General features: G+C 31.9%; 13 protein-coding genes. 3 read left to right on the forward strand and 10 right to left on the reverse strand.

Annotated elements, in window-relative coordinates; all coding sequences use genetic code 11:
* The 8 genes from VGE71_RS14050 to VGE71_RS14085 form a co-directional block, all read right to left on the reverse strand.
* Window positions 1–1,269, reverse strand: a complete 1,269-nt coding sequence (locus tag VGE71_RS14050) for an ABC transporter permease (protein ID WP_331138902.1) — start codon at window positions 1,267–1,269, stop codon at window positions 1–3.
* A gap of 3 nt (window positions 1,270–1,272) precedes the next feature.
* A complete protein-coding gene (locus VGE71_RS14055; RefSeq protein WP_331138903.1) occupies window positions 1,273–1,668 on the reverse strand; it encodes a hypothetical protein in 396 nt (131 codons plus the stop codon).
* Window positions 1,669–1,681: 13 nt separating this feature from the next.
* Window positions 1,682–1,933, reverse strand: a complete 252-nt coding sequence (locus VGE71_RS14060) for an excalibur calcium-binding domain-containing protein (RefSeq protein ID WP_331138904.1) — start codon at window positions 1,931–1,933, stop codon at window positions 1,682–1,684.
* A gap of 11 nt (window positions 1,934–1,944) precedes the next feature.
* Complete coding sequence (locus VGE71_RS14065) at window positions 1,945–2,166, reverse strand: DUF4236 domain-containing protein (protein ID WP_144218635.1); 222 nt, start codon at window positions 2,164–2,166, stop codon at window positions 1,945–1,947.
* A 6-nt stretch (window positions 2,167–2,172) separates the two neighbouring features.
* Window positions 2,173–2,463, reverse strand: a complete 291-nt coding sequence (locus tag VGE71_RS14070; RefSeq protein ID WP_331138905.1) for a DUF3892 domain-containing protein — start codon at window positions 2,461–2,463, stop codon at window positions 2,173–2,175.
* Between the two features lie 171 nt (window positions 2,464–2,634).
* Window positions 2,635–3,303 (reverse strand): response regulator, encoded by a 669-nt coding sequence (locus tag VGE71_RS14075; RefSeq protein WP_331138906.1) that lies wholly within the window; start codon window positions 3,301–3,303, stop codon window positions 2,635–2,637.
* 6 nt (window positions 3,304–3,309) lie between these two features.
* Complete coding sequence (locus VGE71_RS14080) at window positions 3,310–4,773, reverse strand: tetratricopeptide repeat-containing sensor histidine kinase (protein ID WP_331138907.1); 1,464 nt, start codon at window positions 4,771–4,773, stop codon at window positions 3,310–3,312.
* Between the two features lie 291 nt (window positions 4,774–5,064).
* On the reverse strand, window positions 5,065–5,256 hold the full coding sequence (locus VGE71_RS14085; protein WP_331138908.1) for a hypothetical protein: 192 nt from the start codon (window positions 5,254–5,256) through the stop codon (window positions 5,065–5,067).
* 350 nt (window positions 5,257–5,606) lie between these two features.
* Between VGE71_RS14085 and VGE71_RS14090 the strand changes: the two genes are divergently transcribed.
* On the forward strand, window positions 5,607–6,584 hold the full coding sequence (locus VGE71_RS14090) for a hypothetical protein (RefSeq protein WP_331138909.1): 978 nt from the start codon (window positions 5,607–5,609) through the stop codon (window positions 6,582–6,584).
* 106 nt (window positions 6,585–6,690) lie between these two features.
* Window positions 6,691–7,107 carry a lipocalin family protein gene (locus tag VGE71_RS14095; RefSeq protein ID WP_331138910.1) on the forward strand — a complete coding sequence of 139 codons (417 nt, stop codon included), beginning with the start codon at window positions 6,691–6,693 and terminating at the stop codon, window positions 7,105–7,107.
* Between the two features lie 82 nt (window positions 7,108–7,189).
* Here the strand turns inward: VGE71_RS14095 and VGE71_RS14100 are convergent, their stop codons facing one another.
* A complete protein-coding gene (locus tag VGE71_RS14100; RefSeq protein WP_331138911.1) occupies window positions 7,190–11,212 on the reverse strand; it encodes a PAS domain S-box protein in 4,023 nt (1,340 codons plus the stop codon).
* Between the two features lie 12 nt (window positions 11,213–11,224).
* The gene (locus VGE71_RS14105; protein WP_331138912.1) at window positions 11,225–11,674 is read right to left on the reverse strand and encodes a response regulator; all 450 of its coding nucleotides are present in this window, start codon (window positions 11,672–11,674) and stop codon (window positions 11,225–11,227) included.
* Between the two features lie 512 nt (window positions 11,675–12,186).
* Between VGE71_RS14105 and VGE71_RS14110 the strand changes: the two genes are divergently transcribed.
* Window positions 12,187–13,606 (forward strand): glycosyltransferase family 2 protein (locus VGE71_RS14110; RefSeq protein WP_331138913.1); only part of this gene is annotated, 1,420 nt, incomplete at its 3' end.

The following is a 13,606-nucleotide window of genomic DNA, read 5'->3' on the forward strand; positions in this document are numbered from 1 at the left end:
TTAGTTTTTAAAATACACTAAATGCTGAAAATCTGGGTCAATTAGATTTAATCTTCCTAAATGTTCTTCTGATAAGTTTTCACAATTTTCAAGTAATTCTACTTTTTCTTTATGAGGCAAAGCTATTTCTGTGTTAATTGCCTGGAACCACCCTTCTTTATACTGATGATGATAATGAAGGTATTCTTTAACTGGGAAAACAAAGCCATCAATTTTCAATTGAAGTTCTGATATTTTACCATTTATAGTCACGATCTGTTCTTTAAAACCATTTATTTTGTTAACATAATCCGCTTTGAGTTTTTCAAGGTTAAGTAAATTTTCTTTTTTTCCTCGTATAAAAGCCCTGATTTTATCAATGTTTTCAAATTCTTTCATTACGAAATCAAATACAAGTCCCCAGATAATATAAACAACAAAACCTGCGAAAATGATCATCCAGAATTCTGGTTCGCCCAAAGCAATGTTTAGGTTATAAGGAGACGATTCGGTTGTTTTATTGAACTCATATATTTTTTTCTCAATGATATAAGCTAAAAGAGAATCAAACAAAAAAGTAATGGCAAATAGTGCCACAAGTCTGAAGATGTTTTTTATTCCTTTTCCTTTTTGAACCATATGAATTACATAGCCTAATCCCATAAAAACGAAAGGAATAGTTGTAACCAAAACTCCTTCAAGCCAGCTTGCTTTAAAAGCGTTTGTAAATGCATCAGCATCAAAGATTGCTGCTGTTAAACTATCATTTGAAAATTCCTTGAAAAATGCAGAATAAGATGCTGAAATGTAGAAAACTAAAACATATAAAGTAATGGGCAGCAAAAGAATCAGACCAATATAAAATTGAGCTTTAAGACCTTTTCCTTCTTCAATCCCGAATTTATCTGGATTACGTTTTACTTCAATGATTTCATTTTTTATTTGATCAATGTTTTCATTGATATCTTGTTCTTTTTTTTCAAAAATTCCAATGGCAGTTTCAGACTTTTTTAGCTCGGTTCTGTTTTTTTCCTGCTCTTCACGATAAGGTTGTTTAAGCCTGTCTTGTTCCATTTTTTGTTTTCGGCATTGGTCTTCAAAACTCATGTATAAATTTTGAAGACATGCTTTTAAAACAATAGGTTTTCCTGTAGCTTTTACCGATGCGGCAAAACCGCTCTGGTAATACGTAATTCTAATTTGTTCTCTGTCTTCTTCATTTTCTTCTAAAACTTTAAAAGAAGAATCTTCAGATTTTTTTAAACTAAATAATTGTGCTAGTGGTTTCATAATTTAAGTGTTTAATTGACTAATAATTTCTTCTTTACCAATGTTTTTCTGAACACAATCAATAAGATAGTCAGATAAGTCATTGATGTTTTCTTCGATGAAATCAAATTTTCTGCAATACTTTTTCAGCATATTTAACTCGTCATCGGTAATTTTTCCGTCAGCCCAAATAATTCGGGTTAGATCGTACAGATATTCAATTTTTGTATTTAAAGCTTCGGGCACAATAAAATCGGTATTTACAGGATTTAGAAAAAGTTTATCGAGCTCCTCTTTCGGAATCCCTCTTTCGTCTGCAAAATGATATAACATTTGAAGTTCTAATACATCAAATTGATCGTCTGATAATGCCATTTGATATAATCTTAAAAAATGGCTTTTTAGTTCTAGTGTTATCATGTTTTTGGTTTGTTTATTTTAAATTTTCGCATGCAATTCCATCTCCATCCGCGTCTAGATTTTTATAGCACTTTTTGTTACTATTATAAGCGGCTTGTGCCTGTGCTCTAGTTGCAAAATCACCACAAGTTTTAGTCGGACAATTTGATCCTGAATTAGGATTAGAACTTGTTTCTGCTGAGTCTGCTGAATCTGAACAAGAAATTATAATGCCTGTCAACATCAATAAGGAAATAGAAATTGTTATGATTTTTTTTTGTTTCATTTTTGAGTTATTTAAAATTTGTAGATTAAAAATGTAAGGAGTCCTGTAAAGACAAACAAGATAAGACATCCGCTGTTTTGGTATCGAATCCCCGGAATACCTGTTTTTGTAGAATATCCATTTTTACTAAAGGTTCCCATTTTGGTTCTAAAACTCGGAGAAATTCCGGATTTACTTATGTTTAATCCAAGTCCTCCTCCAAGTTTGATTCTTTTTTGAAATCGAAAGCCCATGACTGATTATTTACATTCAGGTAGTTCCAATAAATTGTTTCTTTCTGTAGTATCAGCTTCCGTTTTCAAATACTTGTTCCCCAATGCAGTTTTTGCAATTATTACATTAACTTTTCGGCCATAGATGTTATTTACATAAAAGGTCCATTCACCATTTTCTATTCCTTTTATTGCGTCTGCTAAAGATAATTTCCAGTGCGTCCCATTATTATTGATTCCGCCAATACTTAGAATACGTTCATGTATATTGTATCTGTCAGATTTATTTATACATTTAATTTCATGTGATGTTGCCATTTTTATTTTTTGTTTAGTTAATAAATGTTTTCCGTTTATATCTAGATTTTAACATTCCAAAAGTAGAACCAATCAAAACCAGTATTTTACGGAAAACCATAATCCAAAAAATTAAAACACAAGAAATAAAAAAAGCTCCCGAAGGAGCTTTAAAAAGGAATGAAATGGAATTTAAATAATTCCCATATCTTTTGTAATCGAAACTAAATGAATGGTATTATTTGCTTTAAAAAAGTCTTTTAGTTTTGCTAATCTTTTTTCCATAGCACTTTTACTATTGGGTTTGATATCACTTTTTTTAAAAATTTCTATAATTTCATCTTGCGACGTTCCAGTAGATAAATATTTAAGGATTTTTATATCGACATCATCTATTTCGTAGTTGCCTTTTTCCTGAAGTGCAGAAGCAACCTCGGAAGAAATAAATTTCTCCTCGGAAGTCGAAATTATTTTAATCGCCTTTTTGAGATCTTCAATACTGTTTCGGCTTTTGAGTACAAAAGCATTAATTTCAGAATCTTCAAAAAGTGATTTTATACGAAGATTTTTATCCTCAACAGAATAGGCAATGATTTTAATATCAGGCTGAAGTTCACGAACTTTTTGAATAAGCTCGTCACCACTTTCAATTTTTACATCACGATGATCTTTTTTAAATGAAAGATCACTAATTAATAAATCGTATGGCTCATTGTCCTGAATGGCTTTTCTTATCTTAAGAAAAGCATCGTCACAATATTTTGCATGTTGAAAATTGTCAATATTAAAATCATTCAAGGTTTGTTTAACAGCTAAATTGAATTCTTCAAAATCCTCGGCTATTATTACTTTTTTAAACATAGGCTTTTATTTAGGCATTGTTATTTTTACTCTAAAACCTTTATCTGGTTCAGTGTCAAAAGTAATAGTTCCTTTACTAGACAAAATACGGTTTTCCATATTTAGCAAACCATTTTTTACAATTTTGTCTTTTTGAGTGCCTTTTCCGTTATCTGTGTAGTCAATAAAAATTGTTTTTCCGTCGCTGTCAAACTTTACTACAACTACCAATGCTTCACTATGCTTTTTCATATTGACCATTAATTCCTGTAAAACTCTATAAATCGTAACTTTTTTAATTTCCTCAATCAAATCCCAATTTACTTTTTCGATGCTGTTAATAATAACATTTCTATTCTCACTATTATAAGTAGAAAGCATCTCTTTTAAATTTAGAGCATAATTTGTTTTAATATCAATACTATTGTTTTCTTTTGAAATGCCACGGACACGAGCATAAATATGATCAAGTTTTTGAACCAGCGTTTCTCTTGTGCTTTCAATCTCCAAAGACTGTGTCTGTGTAAAAGTTATGGTGTTAAAAACATCATTTGCCAATTCATCATGAATGTCTTTGGCAATTCTGGTTTCGGTGTCGTAAGCCGTTTGTAATTTTTCAGTACGATTTTTATTTCTGTAATATTTTCTAAGGTAAAAAATGAGTACACCCAAAAAGAGAGAAATAGTGATGAATAAATATTGCTGATATTGCCCGCGTTGAATCGAGAGCTGGTTTTCAGCATTTTTTAAACGAAGTTTCTGGTTTTCATCTTTTTCTTTTTTTGAATCGTATTTAATTTTTGCAAACTTGTTTTTAAAATTATTTCGTACTGTAATAATGCTGTCATTAATAACAATGTATTTCTGTGCGTATTTTGTACCAGAATCATTAGCAATTAAAATTGATAATGCTTTTAACCGTTCGTCTACACTATGAAATTGAGTTGCAATTTCATAAGCTTTTTTAGCATAATCATTTGATTTTTTACTATCTGTTTGCGAATAAAACTCAGCTAAATGAAGATAACTTCCGATGCAACCATATTCATCTTTAAGTTGCATTCTTAATTTTAAACCTTCATTTAACAAATTAAGTCCTTTAAGATCCAATCCTTTTTTGAAGTAAGCGAATCCTAGATTATCAATAACCCGTGCTTTACTTTTTATAGATGAAGGTTTATCATCAAGAATCTTTTTATTTAAAATAGATTCTAGAATTTGAATAGCATTATCGTATTTTTTTTGTTTAATATAAACTACTCCAATATTATTTAAAGGTGAAACTGTGGAAATAGAATCTGTAACTCCTTTAATTGCTTGACTGTAATAAAAAATAGCATCGTTGTATAAAGAAAGCTCTTTATAAGCAATACCAAACAGATTATTAACAGCAGCAGAATAATTATAATCATTTTTTACGTAAGGTAATGCTTCTGTTAAAGTTTCCTTACTTCCGTAATAATCACCATTCACTTGCTGAATGTTGGCCATTTGGATGAGGTTAAAGACAATATCAGCACTATCTTTTGTAGTTTCATATTTTAGTTTAGACTTGTTGAAATAATAAAATGCACTATTGTAATTGTCTTTTTTAAAATTGTCAACTGCATTTTGTTGTAAAACATTAGCACTCTTTCTTGAAATTTCGGGTTTAATAACAATAGAGGGTTTCTCCTGACAGGAGAAAAAAAGTAGAAAAGTAAATAGCAAAAAAATCGGGGATCGTAGCATAAATCGTACTTTCCCCGAAATTAATAATTAATTAAATATTACAAATTTTATTTAAGGTTTTTTTGGTGGAGGATTAACAGGAATTGGATCATCGTCTGGTCCAGTTGCTTGCGCTCCTTTTACTGGAATGGTATCATTTTTTACCTCAGTTTTGTTTGTTGTTGTCTCAAATTCGTCAGCAGTACAAGAGAATAATGTAGTTGACAATAGCGCGCACGCTCCCAATAGATATAATGTTTTCATTTTTTTATGATTTAAAAGTTAAACATGGGTATTGCTGTCCGGAACTTTTCCAGGTTGGTTTTAATGGCAATACCAAATTTTGTTTGGGAAGTGAAGTGCGTAGAACTATAAAACTTTATTTATACTTCCCAGATAAACTCCGTTTTACGGTTTTCCGCACTTTGTTACTTAACTAGTTTTGTACATTTGTTTTTGACCTGCAGATCAAAACGTTAACTAATTTTGTTGAGGCAAAGTTCTGTGGGGTTTAGAGCTGTATTGATACGGAATTCCGGGATGTACTATCTTTCCTGCTGAATCCGAAAAAATCCGAGAAATCCGAGAAAAAATCCGAAAAATCCTGAAGACTTATGGAGAAAATTACTTTAGAGAAAATTGAAAATGATTATAGAGAAGCTATAAGAAATAAATTTAGAATTGAACAAATCGAGGGAAAGCATTCACATTATTTAAGCAATCCTTCGCAAGCGCTTCTAAGAGATTTGTGTTGGGAAATTTTTAGCTCAAATCCAAAAACGGAAGATTTAAATGTATATCGTAATTTTTTTAGAACCGATTTCAAACCAGAAGAAGATACTTCTACTAAGTATACTGATAAGTTTAAAAAAGTGGGAGGATTTTATAGGGGAGAAAAAAATCCTGCAAATATTACTACTGTAGACTTAGCGGCAATATTAGTAGATTTTCATCCAAGACCATTTAATAAATTTAGAAAGGAAATTGATCCTGAAGATTTGGAATTAATAAATGATTTAAGAAATACTAATTTTTCTACTGAAAAAAAATCAACTGAAAGTTTAGTTATTAAGGAAGAAATAGAAAATACTTCTGATACAGAAACAATTATTCATACTGAAGAAACACAGCAAATTAAAAATGAAGAATTAGAAAGTACATCAATTTCTGTAACATCTATTGTTAATGTAGATGATGAAACAATATCGAAACCACCTTCTAATACACGTATATATTTAATAGTTGGAGTAGTTATTTTGGGATTAGGTATATTCTTCTTTTTTTTCTTACCAAAAAATGGATGTATGCAATGGTCAAATGATCACTATGAAGTAGTAGATTGTGATTCTAAAACTCAAGGTTTTGGAATGATAAATCAAGTTGAACTTTTAGATGAAAATTTAGTTAATCTGAAGAAAGTAAATGTTACCGATTCAACTGTGTTTTTTGATAAAAATGGAGATGCAATTATTTGGTATGCAAAAACTGTAAATGGAATTGATTTCTTTAATGGACATGGAAGACATCCTGAGAATAATAAAGCATTAAAACCAGTGACACCATATATTTTGAAAAAATACCTCAAAAAGTAAAGTTAAATGCGATTTATGTAATATTTATCTGAAATCGTGAAATTTTTTGTAAGATGATACATTTAATTTAGCATTATTAAATTATATGAATAAAAAACAAACAAACATGAAAACTACAAGATTATTATTAGTATCAGCCTTAAGTTTAGGATTATTTGCAGCATCATGTAGCAGTGACGATAACGAAGGAGAAACAATTGTTCCAATTCAAGGAAAATACAACTTGAGACAAACGGGAACAATTATTGACGGAAAGGAAGTTTTAATTGATGCGCCAGCAAATCAAAGCGGCTGCTCAATGGATTACTTAGACCTAAGATTGAGCAATACGGCAGTTATAGGAGATTATGATGGAGAAGATTGTGCTTTGACAGAAACAACTGGAACTTATGTAAGATCACATAATGATTTAACAATTACAGTTGGAAACATAAGTTCTGTTAGCGACATTATGAATTTGACAAACAAAGAACTAAAAATTAAAGACAAAACAACTGGTGTAATTACAGTTTACTCGAGATAATTTATTTTCTTTAAAAAACTAAAAACGGAAATAGCTTAAAAGTTATTTCCGTTTTTTTATGAAATGTTGAGTTTGAAATTTTTTAGTTAACTGGAATATAAATATCAAAAGCAGCTCCTTTGTTTTGTATGCCCGAAGCTGTAATAAAACCATTATGATTTTCTACAATTTTTTTGACAATAGCCAGACCAATTCCAGTTCCGTTATAACGGTCGCGTCCGTGTAAACGTTGAAACACTTCAAATATCTTTTTATTGTATTGTGATTCAAAACCAATTCCGTTATCCGAAACTTGGATGTGACAATAATTTTTATAGGATATTAATTTTTCAATATTGAAATCTTTTCCAGTTTTTATTTCACTTTTGATTTTGACTTTAATCGGAATTTCAGGATCTGAAAATTTGAGTGAATTGCTTATTAAATTATACAATAATTGTTTGAACTGAAACGGAATAATATCTACTTCTGACGTTTCCTTAACTTCAATTACAGCATTTTTTTGCTCTAGTTCTTCTTTTAAATCCTCTTTTACTTCTTCAATAATTTGTATAAGATCTGTTTTTACAAAAACACGTTCTTGAATATTAGTTCTCGAATAAGACAGCAAATCGTTAATCAAAGTCTGCATTCGCTGTGCCGCATTTTGCATTCTTTTAAATTTATCTAATCCATTTTCTGATAAATTAGCAGCTTCTTTTTCTACAATCTGCGAAGCGAAAGTCTGAATTTTTCGAAGTGGTTCTTGTAAATCATGACTGGATATATAAGCAAAAGACTGTAACTCTTTGTTCATTTCTTCGAGTTCGTTGTTTTTCTGCTCGAGTTCCATGGCATTAAGTTTTAAAGTGTCGTCTGCTCTTTTTTTGTCGGTTAAGTCGTGTGTAACTTTTGAGAAACCAATAACTTCGCCTTGTTTATTGTGAATAGCTGTAATGACAACGCTTGCCCAAAATAAATTTCCGTTTTTTCGGGTACGCCATCCTTCATGAATTGCTTTACCTTTTTCTCTTGCCACATTTAAAAGTTTTTCAGGAAGATTGTTTTTCTGATCTTCTTTGGTATAAAAAACGGCAAAATATTTTCCGATTATTTCATCTGCTTTGTAACCCTTTATTTTTTCGGCACCTACATTCCAATTTTCAATAATACCATCTCGGTTGAGGTACAAAATGGCATATTCCTGAATTTCTTCAACCATTAAATGATAACGCTCTTCACTTTTTCTAAGCGATTCATTCATCTGAATTAATTCTCTTGTTCGGGCTGTAACCTGTTGTTCGAGTTCGTGTGTAAATGCTTTTTCGGTATGAATATCGGTAAAGGCACCTACCCATTTTATAATTTTATTATCAATATTATAAACAGGTTCTCCAATCACAGTGTGCCATCTGTAACTTCCGTCTTTTCTTCGCATTCTAACATCGCAGCGATACATTTCTCCTGTTATCAAAGCATTTTGCCAAATTCTCACGTTTTCCTTAAAATCGTCTGGATGAATCATGGCTTCCCATGCACCTTCTACACCAGGCTGAATTCCGGTATATTCGACCCATTTTCCTGACGTAAATAAAGCGCCTCCTTCGGCATCGGTTTCCCAGATTAACTGCGGAATACTTTCGGTTAACGAACGGAATCGCATTTCGCTTTCTTCAATTTTTTTTCTGGCTTCTACTTTTTCGGTTACATCAATCAAAGTCATTCTGACTCCAGAAATCGAATTATCACTTTCGCGAAGCGGTGCATATTCAAGATCGACATAAAATGGATTTCCAGCATTTTTTTCATCACCAATAAAAAGAAGTGATTCTGATTCAGAATATACTTTCCCGGTTTCGTATACTTGTTTTAATATTTCGGCATATTTCTGTTTTTGGAGTTCAGGAAATATTTCGAATAATTTTTTTCCTTGTACTTCTGCTTCTTCTTTTTTCCAGATATTATTCAGCAGAGCAAAATTGGCCATTTCGATTACAAAGTCATCTCCACGTAAAATGGCTTTTGGAACAGGTGACTGCATAATAAGATTACGAAGTTTTTTTTCGCTTTCTTCAATTTTTTGCTGGTATTTTTTCTCTTCGGTAATATCTCTGATGGTTCCAATAAGTTTTTCAGGTTCCTGATTTTCATCATAAAAGACTTTTCCTTTTCCTTCGATCCAATGAATAGATTGATCTTTCCAGATTACACGAACTTCATAATTTAAGAAACCAGAAATTATAGCTTCTTTAAAACCTTTATTTCTAATATGCAAATCATCAGGATGGAGATGTGCCAGTAATTCTTCGTGAGTTAAGGTGATTTCTTCTTTGTAACCACCGATAATCTCAAGATATCTTTGAGAATAAATAGGTTTTCTGGTTTTTACATTCAATTCCCAAGTTCCCAATTCACTGGCTTCTACGACAATTTTAAGGCGATCTTCGTTAAGTTCGATTTTTTTGCGGGCTTCAACCTTTTCACTTACTTCTGTAACTGTTACCAAAATTCCTGAAATAGTTCCGTTTTCTTCTTTTAAAGGATGATATAGAAAATCAAAATAACAAATTTCTATTTTTCCATATCGATTAATTGGAACTGGAACTTCATTTCCATGAAAAGGAATTCCTGTATTTAAAACGCCGTCTAATAAATCACAAACTACTTCTTTTACTTCTGGAAGAGATTCATATAAAGGTTTTCCAACAAACGATTTTTCATCTCGATCGATCAGTTTAAGGTAGGCTTCATTTGCCATTTCGGCTATGTAATCAGGACCACGAAGAATTGCAATTCCAACAGGAGCTTGTCGAACAGTATCTCTAAAGCGCTTATCGCTTTCTTCAATTTTTTGTTTGGCTAAAAATAAATCAGTAATTTCTACAGCCGTATTCATTACCCCATAAACTTTTCCATTTATATCATAAAGAGGGGTAAAGCTGTAATTGAAATAAGAGGTCTTTAATACATTATCAACCAGAATATCAATTCGGGTGTTTTGAGAATGAAAAGATTGTCCTGTTTCATACACGGTTTGAACTTGCTTGAAAATAGGAGCGTCTTTTAACTCTGGAAGAATTTCGGTGTAGGTTTTTCCAATTACGTCAGGACCTTTTCCCCAAATTTTTATAATAGATTCATTGGCTAGTTCGATACGCATTTCTTTTCCAACATATACTCCAATTGGAAAAGGCGCATTTTCTACCAGCTGTCTGATTTTCTGTTCGCTTTCTTCTACTTTAGAGCGAGCTAAAACTTGAGCCGTAACTTCAGTAGCAATTGCGGCAACGCCCGAAATCGTTCCGTCAGCTTCTCTAAGAGCTTCGTAAACAAAATTGACGTATGTATTTTCGGTTTGGCCGTTTCGGTTTAGTTGAACAAAATGTTCGTTGGTTGTAATTTTTTTACCATGCGAAAAAACAGTATGAAGAATTTCATCAAGACCTATTTTTTTTAATTCAGGAAGTGTTTCAAAAATAGGTTTGTTGATGATTTTAATCTCTGAGGTTCCCAAGAGCTGAATCATTTGTTCGTTGGCAATTTCGACAATATGATTTTCTCCTCTAAAAATACACATAGCCACTGGAGCCTGCATAATATTATTGACAAATCTCGCATTACTTTCTTGTAAAGCATCTGCAACGATTTTTTTTTCTGTGGTTTCAATAACAGTAACTAAAATTCCGCCCACAGAACCATCTTCTATTTTTATCGGACTATACGAAAAATCAAAAAAGCAATCTTCTGTGTAACCGTTTCGATTAAGAGGTACTTTAAAGTCAGGAAAACTCACCGCTTTGCCTTTCATGACATCTGTAAACATAGGACCAATTGTATCCCATATTTCAGCAAATGTATTTTGAGAACTTTCTCCTAAAGCTTCTGGATGTTTGGAAGTGCCTAAAATAGGACGAAAAGCATCGTTGTATAATTGTATATAATTTTTTCCCCAGGCAATGTACATTCCAAAAGGATTGCCGAGCATCATTGCGGTCATTGTTTTTAAACTCTGCGGCCATTTTTCAGGATCGCCTAATGGAGTTTTGCTCCAATCTGCGGAACGTATTAAGCTTCCCATTTCTCCTCCATCGGAAAGAAAATAATGTTCCTTTTTATTACGGTTCATTCCAGAGCAGATTTAGGGTTGCAGTATGAAATTAGCTCTTTCGGGCTGTTTGAAATTATTTTCTGAAGCAGTCGTCAGCGCTATTTCAATTACTCTTTTTAACTTAGAAAAATCACCAGGTTTTCGAATGTAAAAGGAAGCGCCATTTTTATAAAGATTGTTAACTATCTCACTATCCAAAGAAGTAGAGAAGATAATGACAGGCAATTTTTTCAGTTTCTCATCTGCTTTAATTTCTGCTAGACATTCTAATCCGTTTTTTCTTGGCATGTTTAAATCAAGGAAAAGTACATCCGGAAAATTAGTTGCGGTATTTGATTTCAAATAGTCCATCAACTGTACACCATCATGTACAATATGAAGTACTGCATTTATTGACGTTTCGTCGAGAGCTTCTTTAAAGAAAAGGCAGTCATCATCATCATCATCAGCCAGCAAAAGATTATAGTGCTCTGTACTCATTTTCTTATACTTTCAATTTAGGGTTATATTTATTTGGTTAAATTTAACTTTTTTCGTTTAGATTTCCTGTTTTTTTATGAAGAAATGTTCTTAAACGTATAATAAAATGCAGAAGTAAAGTGCGCTTTTGGATCTTCTGCACAATTTTGTTTTACGATTTTCGTTTTAAATAATGTACAGATTATTTTGATAAAAAAATAACAGTGAGAAGAGAACTCAATCTCTTCAAAGTCCTTTAAAAATGGAGTCTTTTTTAATTCCAAAAGTTACATGTTTACTGTATACACTATCCACAAAGTGTAAAATAATTACACACTCTTTTTGAGGTGTTTTTTTATAAATGGCTCTATAACAGCTTTAAAACGTATTGGCACGCGACTTGCAAATTGTGTTTATGACAAAATCTTGATGTGTTTGTTTTTTATTGTTTCTCCAAGAGGAGTTACATAAATCAGGAAAAGAAAGATTTTACTAAAAGCCCATAATTAAGCAATCAAAAAAGGAGTATAAGCATGGAAAGCGAAACAATTATCTCAGAACAATTTTATGCGAACAATAGTTCAGCTATAAGCGAAAAATCATTAAGTGGTTCTTTTTTTAGAACTAATGAAAAAGCAAAACAAATACACGTAACAAGACCAACAAGTCCAATTGGATTAACGATTATTATTGCAACATTTTTGTTGATGATTGCAGGTGTTTGTTCGGTATTTTTATTACAAGACGATTTCGAACAATTTCATTTTGAAAGAATCGCGTCAACTTGGGGATTACCATTTTTAATCATCACAACACTTTTGTTCTTCTATCAAACAGGAGTTTTCTTGTACAGCTCTTATTTGTATTTAAGATATAAACCAATCGAATCTGTGTCAGATGATTTATTGCCAACTTGTACGATTATCGTTCCGGCTTATAACGAAGGAAAATTAGTTTGGGACACTTTATTGAGTCTTGCAGACAGCGATTATCCAGCAGAAAAATTACAGCTTTTGGCTATCGACGATGGAAGTAAAGATGATACTTGGTATTGGATGGAACAAGCAAAAGCAAAATTAGGAGATCGTGTAACGATTTTCCAACAGCCAAAAAACCAAGGAAAACGTCAGGCATTGTACAGAGGATTCAAACTAGGTACAGGAGAAATCTTTGTAACGGTAGATAGTGATTCTATTGTGAAAAAAGATACTTTAAGAAATTTAGTTAGTCCGTTTGTGGTAAACAAAAAATGTGGAGCAGTTGCAGGAAACGTTCAGGTTTTAAACAACAAATCTGCTATTTTACCAAAAATGCTGAATGTAAGTTTTGTAATGAGTTTTGAATTTCAACGCTCTGTAGAAAGTCAGTTAGGTTCTGTGTTGTGTACACCAGGAGCTTTGGCAGCTTACAAAAGAGATGCTGTTTTTAACTGTCTTCCAGAATGGATCAACCAGACTTTCATGGGACAACCATCAGATATTGGAGAAGATCGTGCATTGACTAATATGATTTTGAAACAAGGTTTTGAAGTTAGATTTCAAAGAAATGCTGTAGTATTGACGAATGTTCCTGAAGAATATAAAGGATTATACAAAATGTTCATCAGATGGGCGAGAAGTAACGTTCGTGAAAACTTGATGATGGCGAAATATGTTTTCACAGATTTTAGAAAAGAGTCAAAATTTGGCGCGAGAATGTTGTTCTTAAACCAATTCTTTAAAATCGCAATGACTTATCCGTTTATTTTATTTATGTTCTATTTTATTGCGGTTCACCCGATATTATTTTTAAGTTCAACATTTTTAGGAATTTTAATTTTCTCAAGTTTCTCTATGTTGTTTTATGCAAAAAGATACAACTTGTCTGAGTCTTTCTGGGCTTATTCTTACAGTGTTTTCTACACTTTCAGTTTATTCTGGATTGCGCCTTATGCGATAGCAACAGCTAACAAAA

The sequence above is a fragment of the Flavobacterium sp. genome (genome assembly GCF_036405015.1).
In the GTDB taxonomy this organism is placed as follows: Bacteria; Bacteroidota; Bacteroidia; order Flavobacteriales; family Flavobacteriaceae; genus Flavobacterium.